Origin of the sequence: Maribacter antarcticus DSM 21422 (assembly GCF_000621125.1) — a bacterium.
In the GTDB taxonomy this organism is placed as follows: domain Bacteria; phylum Bacteroidota; class Bacteroidia; order Flavobacteriales; family Flavobacteriaceae; genus Maribacter; species Maribacter antarcticus.
The window spans coordinates 473,512-489,516 of sequence record NZ_KK211214.1; the positions used below are offsets into that span (position 1 = coordinate 473,512).

Below are 16,005 nucleotides of genomic sequence, written 5' to 3' on the forward strand. Positions count from 1 at the left end.
GGGTCTTTTTATTTCAAAGGTATCGCCCATGTAATTACGGGATGTTGTTTTGGTGCGTTATAAGCACCAAGTGCTTTTAATTTAAGATTTAGGACATCTAATTTCTTGAGGGTTTTTACATGTACTGTTTTTGTCTCTAAGCCTTTAATGGTGAATATAGGAGAACTATCATAGAAGGTAAAGTCCATTATATTCTCGAATAGCAAATCACTACTAGAATTATTTTTTAATTCCAGTTTTACTATCGAAGTATTTTCTAGGTAGGTGGCCGTAATAACTTCTATACTCGCTTTTATTAACGGGTTTAGGAATTCTTCTTTGCCTACCAAAAGGTCGTTGTAAACAGCAACCGTTCTTCCCGAAAATAATGCTTCTTGCATACGCTCTAGGTTTTTCTCTTTTGCAAATACTAAGGTTATAGGGCGGTGGTTTCCTTTTTCGGTATAGTCCCAGTCTATGAGTCCGTGAATATCACTTGTGCCCATTATGGTCAAATTCTGTTCTAAGGCCAAGGCTAATGACTCTTCGGCATAATCAAACGCATTAATAACTTCTATTCCATGCAGTTCTCCATTCGTAATGCGTTCTTTTTGAAAATCGCTTAGGGTAGGATTCCCGTCAGGATTTTGCGCATACCAGGCAGGATGGTTCCAAAACACAAAGGCCCCTTGCTTTTTTGCTTCTTTAAAAGGGGTAAGTCCATCTTCTGCCATTAATTTGTTGGCATCTTTTATAAAAACGGCATTGTTGTGCCCAATTGGGGAGGAGCGTGTAATTTCCGACCCATGAACAATGAGAAGGTCATGATTCTTTGCTTCTTGCATGGCAATGGTATAGGAGCGATTGCGGTCTGGATGCGGAATGTCTGCCAAATGCGGTTGGTACTCTAAGTGTTCGGTTAAGGAAATGGCATCCAAATTTTCCCGAAGTGCTTCTTGCACACGGATATTGGGCCATACGCTACCATCGGAAAAAACGGTGTGCATATGAAGGTCGGTTTTTAAGGTTTTATACCCTTCAATGTCTGGGTAGTGAAACGGTTGAGCACCAGTATGGGAGTGGTCTTGAGCGGAGGCAAAAAAAGTTCCTAAAAGGGCAAGCACTATAATATAGGGTTTCATGGGGTCAGGTTTTCTTCAAATATAACGGTTAGAAAGCTAAAAATTAATACCAAGAGTTTAAGAAATAGTAAATTGTAGTCACATCGTGTCAGAAAATAAATGAATCCAGCTAAAAACTACATGCTAAATCAACAGGAACCTTTTAGGAGTATACTATTGCATTTACAATCGGTAATTGAGCGGACAGTACCAGACGCCAGTTTAAAATATAAATGGAAGTTGCCTTGTTACTATGTAGCTGATAGTCCGTTTTGCTACTTAAACGTTCCTATAAAAAAAGCCTATATATCTTGGTTTTTGGCGGTCTGCCCACCTAACAAAACACGCCGATAAAATGACCATGGAGGGGCGTAATATGATTAAATCGCTACGGTATACTTCCCTAGAAGAAATAGACGAAACCGTACTCAAGGAAATTCTACTGGATGCCTTTTCCGTGAAGGATAAAAAGTTTTGGAAAACCTAATCCTGTACATCGTTCTGATACTGCTGTATAAATAAACTATCAAGTGCCTTGGAATCGGAATACGTTTCCCTTGTCTTCGTTAGTTTGATTTTCATCTCATCAACGATATCCTGATATTCTAGAGCGTCGTAAACATTGTTAGTTTCGGTAGGGTCTTTTTCAAGGTCGTAGAGTTCCCATTGATCCACATCGTAGTAAAAGTGCATCAGTTTATACTTTTTCGTGGCGATGCCATAATGTCTTTTTACGGTATGTTCTGCAGGATATTCATAATAGTGATAGTATACGGCGTCACGGGTCCATTTGTCCTTTTCCTTTTTAAAAAGTGGCAGCAAGCTTTCGCCTTGCATATCTTTTGGTGCTGCAACGCCTGCAGCTGCTAAAAATGTTTGAGCAAAATCTAAGTTCTGTACTAGTTCGTCTTCTGTAGTATTGGGGGTAATCACATTTGGCCACCGAATCAATAACGGTGTTTTGAACGATTCGTTGTACATAAAACGCTTATCGAACCAGCCGTGTTCCCCTAGGTAAAAGCCTTGATCGGAGGTATAGACAATCAGTGTATTTTGGCTTAAGTTTTCGACATCTAAATAATCCAATAACCGTCCTACATTTTCATCTACCGCTGCAATCGTTCCCAAATAATCTTGCATGTAGCGTTGAAACTTCCAAACCGTAAGGGAGGAGTCGTTCAATGCCGGATAGCGTTCCATAAAATCTATAGCTATTGGCTCATAAATGGAATCCCAAGCGGCTCTTTGTTCGGTGTTCATTCTGGCTACTCCGCCAGCACCTAGGCGCTCTGAAATTCTGAGTTCATCTAAAACAGCGCTAGGTACTTTAAGATCGTACTGCAATAACATATCCTTTAGGATGCCCATTTCGGCAGTTTTTGCGGCATCGCCACGGGTTTGATACTTGTCGAACAAGGTTTCTGGAGGCGGATATTCGTTTTTAGTAAATTCAGGATAATGGCGTGCTGCTGGTAACCAACTGCGATGTGGTGCTTTGTGCAGGTACATCAATAAAAAAGGTTTTGCGGTATCCCGTCGTTTTTCCATCCAATCCAAAGTAAGGTCGGTCGTAATATCTGTTACATAGCCCGTGATGGTCGTATCACCATCTTTAGTAACGAACCTCGGGTTATAATAATCACCCTGTCCTGGTAAAATCTTAAATTCATCAAAACCCTTGGGGTTGTTTCCAAAATGTAATTTTCCGAACATAGCGGTTTGGTATCCCGCTTTTTGTAGCAGCATCGGAAAGGTGACATTGGTAGTGTCAAATGGGCTTAGATTATCAATTTTTCCATTTATGTGGCTATGTTTTCCGGTAAGAATCACAGCTCTGGAAGGCGCACAAATAGAATTAGTTACGGAGGCATTGGTAAATAACACGCCCTCTTTTGCTAAGCGGTCTATGTTGGGTGTTTGAATTAAAGTGGTATCGTACGCGCTAATGGCCTGGTAGGCGTGGTCGTCAGACATGATGAAGACAATATTAGGTCTTTTGGTTTTTTTCTTGGGTGTAGTTTCACCACAAGAGAAAAATAGCACTGTCAAAAAAAGAGATAAGTAAATTGAAAGTGACTTTTTCATTGTGTGGTTACGTTTATAAAAAGATATCTTATATATCCTTAAAGACTATTTATTGTGGTCTGTATGGCGACTAAGTCGGTTAATAATTTTTCGAGTAAACTTAAATCTAACATATTTGCCCCATCACTTTTGGCATTCGCAGGGTCAAAATGGGTTTCTATAAAAAGTCCGTCAACGCCAGCCGCAATAGCTGCTCTTGCCATAGTGCCAATAAGTGCTGGTCTACCGCCAGTGACACCTGATGCCTGGTTGGGCTGTTGTAAGGAGTGGGTTACATCTAAAACGACAGGTGCATATTGCTTCATGGTAGGTATACCCCTAAAATCAACAATCATATCTTGATACCCGAACATGGTACCACGGTCTGTGATTATTGCTTGTTGGTTTCCGGTCTCGGTGATTTTAGTAACCGCATGTTTCATACTTTCGGGACTCATAAATTGCCCCTTTTTAATATTAACCGTTTTTCCGGTGTGCGCGGCGGCAATCAGCAAGTCGGTCTGGCGTGCTAAAAAAGCAGGAATTTGCAGCACATCTACATAGGCGGCAGCCATGGCAGCATCCTGTTCGGTATGAATATCCGTTACCGTCGGTACGTTAAAAGTTTCCGATACTTTCCGTAATATTTTTAATGCTTTTTCGTCACCAATACCTGTAAAGGAATCTAATCTGCTCCGGTTGGCCTTTTTAAAACTTCCCTTGAAAATATAGGGGATGTTAAGTTTGTCTGTTATGGTTACAATGTGTTCTGCAATACGCAAGGCCATATCTTCTCCTTCTATGGCGCAAGGACCGGACAGTAGAAAGAAGTTATTAGAATCGGTGTGCTTAATTTGAGGTATAAGAGACAAGTTCATACTAAAATAGTTTTTGTCAAAGATACTATTTTAAGCTGCTTTCTGTTGTAAAGGAGTGCTATTGCAATAAACCCATATCTACACATGATACGACTACACAGCGTGTTTTTAATGACACTACTTTTGTTTGCTAGCTGTGCTATGGCACAGTTTGGTAAGAACTGTGAGCTGCGCCAATTTAAGGTAAACCTTATGCATCCAGGTCTGGAATATGAAATGGCACTAGGCGTCAATACCACTTTGGATATAAAAGCGGGGTTACAAATGGCTTTAGACCCACTATTATCAGAGGTGTACGAGGAGTTTGGATTTTTCCCCACAGTTGCCTTACAATATCGGTATTACTATAATTTTGAAACCCGCCAACGGAATAGAAAAGCCATTTATGGGAATTCTGCCAATTATATAGCACCTGCTGTTGCCGCGTTTTTTCCAGATACGCGAACTATAAATAATGAAGTCGTAAAAGGCTCATTTGGTTATGCCGGACTCGTAACCGGACTACAACGCAGTTATAATTCTGGATTTAATTTTTCGATAGATGCCGGAGCGGCTTATTACACCGGGCAATTTGAAGGCGCTATCTATCCTGTTGTAAACTTAAGTGTCGGCTGGATTTTTAGTGAGAAACGCTGGTGTGTAGGGCGATAATTTGTAGGAGGTAGTTGTTAGAGTGTAGACGGTAGTGGGTTGTATATTGTTAGCAGTAGCAGTAGCAGTTGGCAGATAAAAAAGATGAAGAGTAATCAGTGAAAAGTAATAAAATTGAACATCTTTGCGAGGAGGTACGACGCGGTAATCTGTTGAATTGATGTTTGATGCCGCTCTTGTATTTGAACTTGACGCTTAAGCTTAAACTCAAAAATAAATTATCCCCCCCCCAGGAGGGGAGACTTTTTTGGTTTATTCCTAGCGGAGACCAAGCATGAAACTTCAATTGTATTTGAGATTGACCCTTGAACTTGATACTTGAACTTGAAAACCTCTTCAATTCATAAAATTTCATTAAAACATAGGTTTCGGTATCAGTATCTGTTTAGCTTTAGCAACTTAAAGCAACTACCATGTTAAAAAAACTATTCCTAGTCGTTCTATTTATGTATGGTTTCGGGTATCAACTTCACGCCCAACGTATTTCCGAAAAAGGAAAAGGTATTATTAACTTAGAACGGCATCAATTTACCTTTGGAACGGGATTTAGATACGAAATAGGGTTATTTAGAAACGTAAGTGGTTCTACTAGTTTTACACCAGGTGCGGCCTCCTATGAGGAAGGCTACACTTTTGGTATTGCCTGGAATACGAGAATTAGGTACTACCATAATTTTCAAGAACGTTTGGATATCAATAAGAATGTGGTTGGTAACTCTGCTAATTATATAGGTCTTGCAAGAAGTGTCTTTTTTGGGGCATTACAAGTAACAAATAGTTTAAAGGATAATAATGATTTTAATCTTGAATTTTTTGGAGGGGTGTATGGCATTCAAAGAACCTACAGAAAAGGATTTAATTTTAATGCGGAACTAGGCTTTGGCTACTACCGAGGCGATGGTGTGGTCAACGGTTATGGCCCTTTATTTAGTTTTTCTCTTGGTTGGGTCCCTATGAAATCGAAATCTCGAACACCTACTTTTGATTGATATATTTGGCCTAATTCCTGATGATATTTTCACAGGTAGTTAAAATAGTTACATCTTATGAAACTCCCATTCGTTTTAATCGCTTGCCTTCTTTTTAAGCTGTGACCTTTCTGCGCAAGTAACCTAACAACTAGAGTACAAACTCTTTAAAATGAATTTAGTTCTTCTCGGTGTTAATTATGAACTTTGAGCCGGGATACGTTCCACGTTGAACTTTGAATTAAGACTGATTCCAGACTGGGATGGAGATTTTGAAATTTTCCTTTACTTGGGAGCGGGTTATCGATATTTTACCAATGTAGGGCACAGAGTAAACAAGGGAAAGCACATTTCTGGTAATAGCGGAGATTATGTAGCCTTAATCAATAGGTTGCTGGTAGCAGCTCCCTTATTGGGTAATTTTGAATATGATAGCTCTTTACTTTTATATAGGCGGTCTAGTTTATGGAATACAAAGGACTTACAACGCTCGATTTTATTGGGGAGTTTCGTTTGGCCCTGCTTTTTTTACCGGGGATAATGACCCAGGAATAGGGATACTTTCCGATATCAAATTAGGCTGAGTAATAGGTAAAAACAAAATGAAATAACCCACTCAAAATCAGTTAGATAAAAATAACTTAAGATTATGCGAACGTGTAAAAAAATCAAGTATCTTTGCACGCTTAAAATAAACCCTAATGTTCAATACTAAAAACATCGCGATTATTGCGCACGTTGACCACGGAAAAACTACCCTGGTTGATAAAATCATGTACCATTGTAGCCTTTTTCGTGAAAATGAAAATGCAGGTGACTTAATTTTGGATAATAATGATTTGGAACGGGAACGTGGTATTACCATTACCTCCAAGAACGTTTCTGTTATTTATAAGGACACAAAAATAAACATTATAGATACGCCTGGTCACGCCGATTTTGGAGGTGAAGTAGAACGTGTATTGAACATGGCTGATGGTGTTTTGTTATTGGTAGATGCTTTTGAAGGCCCAATGCCACAAACACGTTTTGTATTGCAAAAGGCTATTGATTTAGGTTTGAAGCCATGTGTGGTCATCAATAAGGTGGATAAGGAAAATTGTACCCCTGACGAGGTGCATGAAAAGGTATTTGATTTGATGTTTGAATTGGGTGCAGAAGAATGGCAATTGGACTTCCCTACCGTTTATGGTTCTGCAAAGAATAACTGGATGAGTGAGGACTGGAAAAATGAAACAGATAATATAGAGCCACTTTTGGATATGGTTATCGAACACATACCAACGTTTGAGCCAAAAGAAGGTACTACACAGATGTTAATTACATCTTTGGATTTCTCGTCATTTACAGGACGTATTGCTATTGGAAGATTAACGCGTGGCTTCTTGAAAGAAGGGCAGCAAATCTCTTTGGTAAAAAGAGGTGGTAATATTGTTAAATCTAAAATTAAAGAGCTTTTTCTTTTTGAAGGTTTAGGACGTAAGAAAGTAAAAGAAGTAGAGACAGGAGATATCTGTGCAATAATAGGGATTGAAGGGTTTGAAATAGGGGATACTATAGCAGATCTTGAAAACCCAGAGGGTCTTAAGACGATTGCAATAGATGAACCTACCATGAGTATGTTATTTACGATTAACGATAGTCCATTCTTTGGTCAGGATGGTAAATTTGTAACGTCTAGACACATTAAGGAGCGTTTAGAGCGGGAGTTGGAGAAGAACTTGGCGTTACGATTAAACCCAACCGATAGTGCGGATAAGTTTTTGGTCTTTGGTCGTGGGGTATTACACCTTTCGGTATTGATTGAGACTATGAAACGCGAAGGGTACGAATTACAAATTGGACAACCACAAGTAATTATAAAAGAAATAGATGGCGTAAAGTGTGAACCTATTGAGCATTTGACTATCGATTTACCTGAGGAAGTTTCAGGTAAGGCAGTGGAAATGGTTTCTATCCGTAAAGGAGAAATGACCAGTATGGAGGCAAAGGGCAATCGTATGCTGTGCGAGTTCCATATCCCATCAAGGGGAATTATTGGTCTTAGAAATCAATTATTGACAGCAACAGCGGGTGAGGCTATTATGGCTCACCGTTTCCTAGAATATCAACCTATGAAGGGAGATATTCCACAGCGTCAAAATGGTTCGTTGGTTTCCATGGAAAGAGGAAAATCTATTCCTTATTCTATTGATAAATTACAGGACAGAGGTAAGTTTTTTGTAGACCCAGGAGAGGATATTTATGAAGGTCAGGTTATTGGAGAGAATTCTCGTGGTGACGACATGACGGTTAATATAACAAAGACCAAAAAGATGTCAAACGTACGTTCTTCAGGAGCGGATGATAAGGCGAAAATTGTTCCTGCTATTAAATTTTCTTTAGAAGAGGCTTTGGAATATATTCAAAAAGATGAGTACGTTGAGGTGACGCCTAAGCATTTAAGGTTGCGTAAAATCTACTTAACGGAGAATGAACGTAAACGAAATAAGATTGCTTAAAAGTTGGGCGAATTCTTATAAGTTTCTATTAAAATAATAAAAAAACCCTGTTCGTTCAGGGTTTTTTTGGTTAGGGCTATGAAAAGCCTACCAACTATTTCTATTTTTTATATTAATTTATTATCAACTTCACAGTTTCATTAGCCAAAGAATGAGGTCTTGGTAATTTTAATTTTTTGAGCTAGCCTTACGCATAAATCCTAATTTTTTTAAGTACTTTAAAATAAAATAAGAAAAATAAACCAAAAACTTGGAAATGAATCTAGAAGGTAAAAGAGTCTTGATTACCGGAGGTACACGTGGTATAGGTAAATGTATGGTGACCGAATTAATTAATAGGGGCGCAACCCATTTAGCGATTATTGCCAGGGATAAAAAAAGACTGAAAGAACTTACGAAAAATCATCCTGATATAAATTTTATCAGGGTGTATGGCGATGTCGCCGATATTACTGTTCTAAGAGAAGCTGCGGCACGGATAGAGGACAAATGGGGTTATCTTGATATTCTAATAAATAACGCCGGTATTCTTTCTGCTGGACCTTTGGATGAGCTTATTGATGAAGAATTGTACGATCAGATTGCTGTTAATTTTACTGCGGTACTGCTGTTGACCAAGTATTCTATTCCGTTATTGAAAGCTGCTAAAAGCGGAGGTATTTTGAATATTTCTTCAGGTCTAGGTCTTTTAGGAACCCCTTTTTATGCCGTTTATGGGAGCACCAAGGCTGGTCTGAAACATTTTTCCGACTGCATGCGCCGTGAGCTGGCACCGCACGGAATTCACGTTACCTGCGCGTACCCCACCGCCACGGATACGGATATGATGCAAAAGTTTGTGGACAGGAAAATGGATTCGCCTGCGTTTGTTGCCGTAAAAAGTTTAGAAGGGTTGCTCAACAAAGAACTCCACGTTGTTTTTGGAGGTGAGGAAAGAGAAAAGGATATCCAATTAAACTTTGAACATCCAGAGAAATTTGATGTTATCGTTGCAGCAAATTACGAGAACCGTAAACAATCTAGCGAAAACCACAAAGCATTATAAGCATCTGTTCAACCCCATATGGGTTCGTAGTAAACTGTTTTTTCAAAACGAGCTAGGACTTCTATCTTTTATAAATAGGGGACGCTTCTAACGAATAGCATAAAGCAACGCCGTTTTTGCATGTTGAATGCGTAAAAGGTTATTCTTTTGGTGTTTGATGTAATGCAGCTGCCGCTGCACCTACAATACCTGCTGAGTTTCTTAATTCCGCAGCAATAACAGGGGTTTCTATGGTGATACGGTGTTTGTATTGAGCAAAATCTTTGGAAGCGCCTCCTCCTAAAATAATTAGCTCTGGAGCTACAATCAGCTCTACGTATTTTAGAAATTTGTTAAAGCGCTTTCCCCATTGGTCATAGCTTAATTCTTCGCGTTCCTTGGCAGAATCTGCTGCCCAGAGTTCAATTTTTTTATATTTTTTATAAGGTATTTGGCCCAGTTCAAAGTTGGGAATCAATTCCCCATCCCAAAACGCCCCACTACCTAAACCCGTACCAATGGTAATCATAATTACAAGGCCCTTTTTTCCCTTTCCTATGCCATAATTCATAGTCGCATAGCCTGCAGCATCGGCATCGTTAATTACCGTAACTGGTAAATTAGTGGCAGCACTGAACAGGGCTTTCACATCCATGCCCGACCACTTTTTATCAAGATTCCCTGAAGATTTGCAGATACCGTGCTTTATCACTGTTGGAAAACCAACACCAATGGGACCCTTGTGGTCAAAGTGTTTTACGATTTTTGCTACTACTGCAGCCATCTCTTTTGGCTTTCTCCCTTCCGGAGTTGGTATGCGATATCTTTTGGTCAATATTTCTCCGGTTACAGAGTTTACCAAAGCCCCTTTAATCCCAGAGCCACCTATATCAATACCGAGAACTTCCATGCTATTTTTTTATTTTTTTAAATATGCGCAAAGTAACAAAAAAAGAATCGGCTCTGGAAACGTATATTGTGCTCCTTATGAATTCATTAATCTATTTGTTGAAATAACGAGATTTCCTAAAAAGTAAAATTTTCTTATCGTTTTCGTACCTAATCTTTATATTTCTTTCCTTTTACAAAACTACACTCTTACATACCATCAAATAAGCAGATTAAAATTCTTGTATGCTATTTTCAATTCCTTTATTTTGACCTTATACGTTCTTTTACTTGCACTAACCAGTCCCTATCATAATCTAAGAACACATCTGGTGGTAGGCCCTTAGACTCATATTTTATGAACTGAGTATGCTTTTTAGAAGTAAGTTCAGCGATATAGCCACTGCAAGGTAGGATGTAGCTGCCGTTTTTTATTTCGTAAGTGATGGTGCCATTTGTTTTGTCTCCGTATACGGTTACATTTTTCCAAGCTTTTAGCTTAGCTGCGAACTGCTCTGCGTTGCTACCAGTGTTATGGTTTACAAGTACATGGATTTTTTTGTGTTTATCAATATCCTTTAAAAGGTTAAACAGCACATTGGAGTTCCTATCACCTCCGCCGCCATTATTCCTTAAGTCTAAAACCAGTTCTTTGGTGCCGAGTTCAGATGCTATCCTTTTATAAAATTTCTCTGCTTCTGCCAGTTGTGGATAGAAAGAATTAAAGCTCCCGACGTTTAAATAGGTGAGCGTGCTGGAAAGTTCTTTTATTCTATAGGTATCCTCCTTTTTGGCGGAATTGGAAAAGTCGATTGCAGTTGTGTCTTTTTTAAAGCCATAGGTTAAAAACATACCTTTTTTAATCCGTTCGCCAAAAGTAATTAGTCGTTTAGAATATAAGCTCCCTCCAATAAATCGATGATAATCATCGCCGTATGGAATTAAGCGTGCTAAAACCGTTCCTCTTTCCCATATAGGGATTTTTGACTCGAGTACTACCATGGTATAATCGGTCATATTTGTATTGGTATACACTCCAAGTTTAATGGCATCTCCAAAATAGTAGATGCCCTCTTTAGCATCTAGGATTAGAATAGACAGTTTTTGTTCTAGACTATCTAAGTTTATTTCGACTTTAGGATATAAGGTGTTTGCTATTGATGTTTTGAATGCGTGTACGGCTAGCATATCGTCCATCATAGCACTGCTCATTTCGGTTTTCGCGCCAAAAATCTTTAAATGCCGATCTTCTATGGCTAGCGCTAATTTATTCAGTAAGTAGTAGCACTCAAACTTAGAATCTATCTGTTTTCCTTGTGTGAAAATTCTAGTATATGTTTTAGTGTATAGCTCTTTAGATTCCTTAAAGGCTGGTGTTTTTCTTAGCTTTTCGTTCAGATAAGTGATATCTGTACTGCAATTACAGGCTGCATTTTGACTATAACCAAAAGTGTAGACTCCCAAAGTAAGGGCTAGAATCAATAGTGAATACATAGATACTACTTTTTGATTCTCTTTTGAGTTACGCATTGTTTTGGTGAACATGACGGGTTGTTTTGTGAATTAATACAGAAACAAACTTACATTGGAAGCAATACTGAAGTATCCCGTTTTTACGGGTTTGGGGTGAAATACACCTAGTTTGTGGTGAAATTTAACTGCGCTTTTAAGGCTGTGGCGTATGTCTTTGATACGGGGACGAAAATAGTATGGTTTAATTCTATGGATGCCTTGCCCTGTTCCATTTTCCATTGTAAAAAGTGATGAGGATTGATTAAAAAGGAGCGGTGTGTGCGTAATAAAGAAGCTATATCATTTTCCACCTGTGATAATTTCCCTCTAATTACTTGCTTTTTTACAATCGTGCCAGATAGATAAGAAACCTCAATATAATTATCGTCAGATTTTACACAGATGATAGCATTAAGGGATAACCGTAAGCCTTCATAATTTCCCTCTCCTTTAATTTCTACCTTGGTATTTTCTAAGCGTTTTTCATGATATCTTCCCATGCCCCATCTGCCTAGTACTATTATGGGTAAAACAATACTGATTGCCGGTAAATATAAGCTGAGTAAATAATAGCCTAATGAGTAGGGGTTCGGTTCTCCATAAACGATGACGTAGCGGTATACCACGCGGGCCAAAATAAAGCCAACTACAACGAACACCAGTAAGAAGATAAATTCATCCAACAAGAACCAATTTCCATTTCGTCGCTTTAATAACCAGTGTTGAAAAGGAAGCATACATAAATAGGCGAGTGCTCCTGCTGCACCATAGAGCGGTAAATAGGTCAGCTTTTCCTGCGTGTTTAAAACATTAACATCTAAGGGTTCAGTAAGATATAGGAAAACAAAAATCCAAACGAATAGACTACATGCAAGTAGGGCATGGCTTCTCTTTAAGGGTTGAAAAGGATATTTCAAGTGCTGTATTTTTTCTAAAAATACAAGGTTTGTTTTCATTGCCTTTTATTTTTTTAAAAAATAGTTTCATAATTAGGCGGTCAGCGGATGCCAAACTATTAATTTTTAAGGTTGCATTATATAGCCTAAGCTCATGAAAACCTTTCGCGCCACTTTTTAAGAAAAAAAGTATGTTAAAATTGAAAATCAAACAAGTAAAGAGCTTACCTCTGTATGCTTTTTTTAAAAAGATAATACAGTAAATAAATAATAATTGTAATGAAATATAATGTACCTTAAAATAAAAACTACTATTAAAAAATGAACCTTAAGGACGGAGTGAAAACCGCTGAAAATAAAGTTTCTTCTGAGGCTCGGAAACTAAGCGACTTGGTCAAAGATTCCCGTAAATCTCTAGTAGATAGATTGGAGTCTTATGAAGATATTATAAGTTTAGAGGTAGGCGATACGGGATTGAGTAGAGCTAAAACCTTAGAACGTGAATTTGACCTGCGGCAACTGCATGTCAAGTACGAAGGCGATAACCCTACAGGCACACAAAAGGACCGCATCGCTTTTGCACAACTATATGACGCCTTACGCAGGGAATATAAAGTAGTGTCTCTTGCCACTTGCGGTAATTATGGCGTAGCGATGGCCTTAGCGGCAGATTTGGCGGGTATTGCCTGTAAAGTGTATATCCCTGAATCCTACCATACAGATAGAATTCAGGAAATGGAAAAATTAAATGCGGATATAATTCGTTTACCAGGAAGTTATGAGGATGTGGTGATGGCTAGCACTACACATGCTACAGAGAACGGATGGTATGATGCCAATCCAGGTGGCGCCAATACGCCTTTGCAAATATCAGCCTACGCACAAATAGCACAGGAGATTTTTGAGGATTTAGGAGATGCTCCAAAATATTGTGCCGTACCAGTATCTAATGGAACCCTTTTCGCTGGGATATATAGGGGATTTGTGAGCTTGCACAAAAGAGGAAAGACCTCTAGAGTACCAAAAATGATAGCGGCCTCCTCCTCTTTTAAGAATCCTATTGTGCAATCCTTTTTACAAGGATTGGACCATTGCAAAGACCTAAATCCAGAACGAATTAAAGAAACAAAATTCAATGAACCCCTCATCAATTGGCATAGTTTTGATGGGGAGGAAGCATTGTACGCCCTACGGGAATCTGACGGGAGTGCCTTTAATATAAGTGATAAGAAACTACGGGAAATGACAGCCCTCTTGGCAAAAAGGGAAGGCTTTAAAATTCTACCTGCCGCAACTGCAGGATTGATAGGCTTATTGGAAGTGCATAAAAAATTAAACCTGGAGCCCGACCGTTTTGTAGCGGTGCTCACAGCAAAATATTAAAAATGTCAAAAATGAAGAAAGTGATAGATGGGAAGGCCTTGGTGTACTGTGAAGGTGCTTTTAATACACCATACGGAAAAACGGCACATGGTCTTGTTCGGTTTACGGAACGGTATGAAGTAGTGGGGGTATTAGATGCTAAATATCAGGGTCAGGATGCAGGTGAGGTCTTGGATACAAGACCCAACAGAATTCCAGTTTTTAAGGATTTTGATACGGCAGTAACGGAATTGACTGCGGTAAATAATACACCAAGTTATTTGGTCATTGGTTTGGCACCGGATGGCGGTCGTTTGCCTAAGGAGGCAAAGGGAACCATTAGAAAAGCCTTAGAAAAGGGATGGAATGTGGATAGCGGTCTTCATGATTTTTTAACTAACGACACCGATTTAATGGCAGTCGCTAATAAAAATAAGTGTCAGGTACGTGATATTAGAAAGACGCCAAGTAGGGATAAGTTACATTTTTTTACAGGCGATATAGAAAAGGTTGACTGCTTGAAATTGGCCGTATTGGGAACCGATTCGGCCTTAGGGAAACGCACTACCGCTTGGTTGTTGGTTCATGCCTTTAGGGCGGCAGGTAAGAAGGCCGAAATGATTGGAACAGGACAGACTGCATGGATGCAAGGTGCAAAATATAGTATGGTCATGGACAGCTGTATCAACGATTTTGTTTCTGGAGAGATAGAGCACGCTGTAGTTAGTGCTTATACCAATGAATATCCGGATGTTATTGTAATTGAAGGGCAAGGAAGCTTAATGAATCCTGCCTATCCTGGTGGGTTTGAGATTTTAGCTGCAGGTAGGCCTGATTATGTGATTTTACAGCATGCACCCACCCGTGTGGAATATGACGGCTTTCCAGGCTATAAAATGCATTCGCTAAAGAAGCAAATTAACGCCATTCAGGTAATATCAGGTAAGAAGGTCCTTGCGATAACCGTAAACCATGAAGGGATGACCAAAGATGAAATTTCTGATGCGTGTATAAAAATTACGTTGGAAACCAAATTACCAGCTTTTGATGTTTTGGAATATGGCGCAGCTGATTTAGTAAACCTCTTGATAGAAAAATTGTAATGAGAATAACGAAAGTATCCTACGAAAGGCATGATTTAAAATTAGCGGTACCCTATACCATTGCTTACGAAACGATTAATAGAACAAGTAATTTTATTCTTAAAATAGAAACCGATGGGACATGGATAGGCTATGGTTGTGCGGCACCGGATAAAGTGGTAACAGGAGAAACATCCAACGAGGTAGAATTAGCTATAAAAAACGAAATCACCCATTATTTAATAGGGAAAGACCCTTTTACCTATGCCCTCTTGTTATTGGAACTGAAGCAGATTCTAGGAAAAAGAGCATCTTCTCTGGCTATGGTAGATTTAGCGCTTTTTGACCTTATTTCAAAAAAAACAGAAGTACCGCTCTATAAGTTTTTAGGAGGATATAGAAATTCGATTCCTACGAGTATTACCGTTGGTATTCTGTCCTTAGAAGAGACGTTGAAACATGCTAAAGAATATGTGGCCCAAGGTTTTTCTATTCTCAAAATTAAGGGTGGGAGCAGTGTTGCCGAAGATGTAGAAAAAATGACAAAGCTCCATGAAACCTTTCCTAAAGTTATATGGCGCTTTGACGGTAACCAGGGGTATACCGTAGCAGAGTCTCTTGAGTTTGAAGCAAAAACTGCAGCTGTGGGTATCGAAATATTTGAACAGCCAACAAAAATAGAATCGGAGGAACGTTTGGGCGAAGTGACAGATAAAACAACCATCCCAGTGATGGCAGATGAAAGTTTAAAAACCCTTGCCGATGCGTTCCGTCTCGCCCAAAACGAGCGGGTTAACATGGTGAATATAAAGCTCCAAAAAGTAGGCGGTATAATGGTAGGTACGCATATAAATTCCGTGGCCAAGTCCGCCAAATTGGAGGTTATGGTAGGCTGTATAGACGAGTGTGGCCTAGGAATAGCAGCAGGCTTACACTTTGCCCTATCGCGTCCTAATATTCTATACGCCGATTTAGACGGTCACTTGGAACTCTTAGATGATCCTTACAAGGATATTTTTATCTTAAAACAAGGTATTTTGTATCCCACCGAAAAATATGGGTTGGGTTACGATGGGTAG

Annotated in this window: 16 protein-coding genes; 10 read left to right on the plus strand and 6 right to left on the minus strand. The window is 39.1% G+C overall.

Going from position 1 to position 16,005, the window contains the following annotated elements; all coding sequences use genetic code 11:
* Positions 1-8: 8 nt before the first annotated feature.
* Positions 9-1,121 (minus strand): Sb-PDE family phosphodiesterase, encoded by a 1,113-nt coding sequence (locus tag Q360_RS0118590; protein ID WP_027078421.1) that lies wholly within the window; start codon positions 1,119-1,121, stop codon positions 9-11.
* A gap of 120 nt (positions 1,122-1,241) precedes the next feature.
* Here Q360_RS0118590 and Q360_RS27510 point away from each other — a divergent pair, with 120 nt between their 5' ends.
* Together Q360_RS27510 and Q360_RS27285 are read left to right on the plus strand one after the other, a co-directional pair.
* Complete coding sequence (locus Q360_RS27510; protein ID WP_394331966.1) at positions 1,242-1,454, plus strand: DUF1801 domain-containing protein; 213 nt, start codon at positions 1,242-1,244, stop codon at positions 1,452-1,454.
* 1 nt (position 1,455) lies between these two features.
* Positions 1,456-1,587, plus strand: coding sequence for a hypothetical protein (locus tag Q360_RS27285; RefSeq protein ID WP_316931547.1), 132 nt, complete (start codon positions 1,456-1,458; stop codon positions 1,585-1,587).
* Here Q360_RS27285 and Q360_RS0118600 read toward each other — a convergent pair.
* The gene (locus Q360_RS0118600; protein ID WP_036196301.1) at positions 1,584-3,185 is read right to left on the minus strand and encodes a sulfatase family protein; all 1,602 of its coding nucleotides are present in this window, start codon (positions 3,183-3,185) and stop codon (positions 1,584-1,586) included. The two genes, Q360_RS27285 and Q360_RS0118600, sit on opposite strands and share 4 nt — an antisense overlap.
* Positions 3,186-3,223: 38 nt before the next feature.
* Positions 3,224-4,042 (minus strand): 3-deoxy-8-phosphooctulonate synthase, encoded by an 819-nt coding sequence (kdsA, locus tag Q360_RS0118605; RefSeq protein WP_027078423.1) that lies wholly within the window; start codon positions 4,040-4,042, stop codon positions 3,224-3,226.
* A gap of 84 nt (positions 4,043-4,126) precedes the next feature.
* Between kdsA and Q360_RS24905 the strand changes: the two genes are divergently transcribed.
* From Q360_RS24905 to Q360_RS0118630, 5 genes are all read left to right on the plus strand, one after another.
* A complete protein-coding gene (locus Q360_RS24905; RefSeq protein WP_156950172.1) occupies positions 4,127-4,693 on the plus strand; it encodes a hypothetical protein in 567 nt (188 codons plus the stop codon).
* Positions 4,694-5,106: 413 nt separating this feature from the next.
* A complete protein-coding gene (locus Q360_RS0118615) occupies positions 5,107-5,682 on the plus strand; it encodes a hypothetical protein (RefSeq protein WP_027078424.1) in 576 nt (191 codons plus the stop codon).
* Positions 5,683-5,890: 208 nt separating this feature from the next.
* A complete protein-coding gene (locus Q360_RS0118620; protein ID WP_027078425.1) occupies positions 5,891-6,202 on the plus strand; it encodes a hypothetical protein in 312 nt (103 codons plus the stop codon).
* Positions 6,203-6,362: 160 nt separating this feature from the next.
* The gene (gene typA, locus Q360_RS0118625) at positions 6,363-8,162 is read left to right on the plus strand and encodes a translational GTPase TypA (RefSeq protein WP_027078426.1); all 1,800 of its coding nucleotides are present in this window, start codon (positions 6,363-6,365) and stop codon (positions 8,160-8,162) included.
* Between the two features lie 256 nt (positions 8,163-8,418).
* Complete coding sequence (locus Q360_RS0118630; RefSeq protein WP_027078427.1) at positions 8,419-9,207, plus strand: SDR family NAD(P)-dependent oxidoreductase; 789 nt, start codon at positions 8,419-8,421, stop codon at positions 9,205-9,207.
* Positions 9,208-9,346: 139 nt separating this feature from the next.
* Here Q360_RS0118630 and ppgK read toward each other — a convergent pair whose 3' ends face one another.
* The 3 genes from ppgK to Q360_RS0118645 all read right to left on the minus strand — a co-directional run bounded on the left by ppgK (position 9,347) and on the right by Q360_RS0118645 (position 12,542).
* On the minus strand, positions 9,347-10,096 hold the full coding sequence (ppgK, locus tag Q360_RS0118635) for a polyphosphate--glucose phosphotransferase (protein ID WP_027078428.1): 750 nt from the start codon (positions 10,094-10,096) through the stop codon (positions 9,347-9,349).
* A gap of 242 nt (positions 10,097-10,338) precedes the next feature.
* Positions 10,339-11,619: a S41 family peptidase gene (locus tag Q360_RS0118640; RefSeq protein ID WP_027078429.1), complete on the minus strand. Its 1,281-nt coding sequence runs from the start codon at positions 11,617-11,619 to the stop codon at positions 10,339-10,341.
* Positions 11,620-11,711: 92 nt separating this feature from the next.
* Positions 11,712-12,542: a LytTR family DNA-binding domain-containing protein gene (locus Q360_RS0118645; RefSeq protein ID WP_245603294.1), complete on the minus strand. Its 831-nt coding sequence runs from the start codon at positions 12,540-12,542 to the stop codon at positions 11,712-11,714.
* Positions 12,543-12,803: 261 nt separating this feature from the next.
* Here Q360_RS0118645 and Q360_RS0118650 point away from each other — a divergent pair, with 261 nt between their 5' ends.
* Genes Q360_RS0118650 through Q360_RS0118660 form a run of 3 tightly spaced genes read left to right on the plus strand, consistent with a single transcriptional unit; the run spans position 12,804 to position 16,005 of the window.
* Complete coding sequence (locus tag Q360_RS0118650) at positions 12,804-13,865, plus strand: pyridoxal-phosphate dependent enzyme (RefSeq protein ID WP_027078431.1); 1,062 nt, start codon at positions 12,804-12,806, stop codon at positions 13,863-13,865.
* Between the two features lie 11 nt (positions 13,866-13,876).
* A complete protein-coding gene (locus Q360_RS0118655; RefSeq protein WP_027078432.1) occupies positions 13,877-14,947 on the plus strand; it encodes a DUF1611 domain-containing protein in 1,071 nt (356 codons plus the stop codon).
* Positions 14,947-16,005: a mandelate racemase/muconate lactonizing enzyme family protein gene (locus tag Q360_RS0118660; protein ID WP_027078433.1), complete on the plus strand. Its 1,059-nt coding sequence runs from the start codon at positions 14,947-14,949 to the stop codon at positions 16,003-16,005. The genes Q360_RS0118655 and Q360_RS0118660 overlap by 1 nt, the downstream gene beginning before the upstream one ends.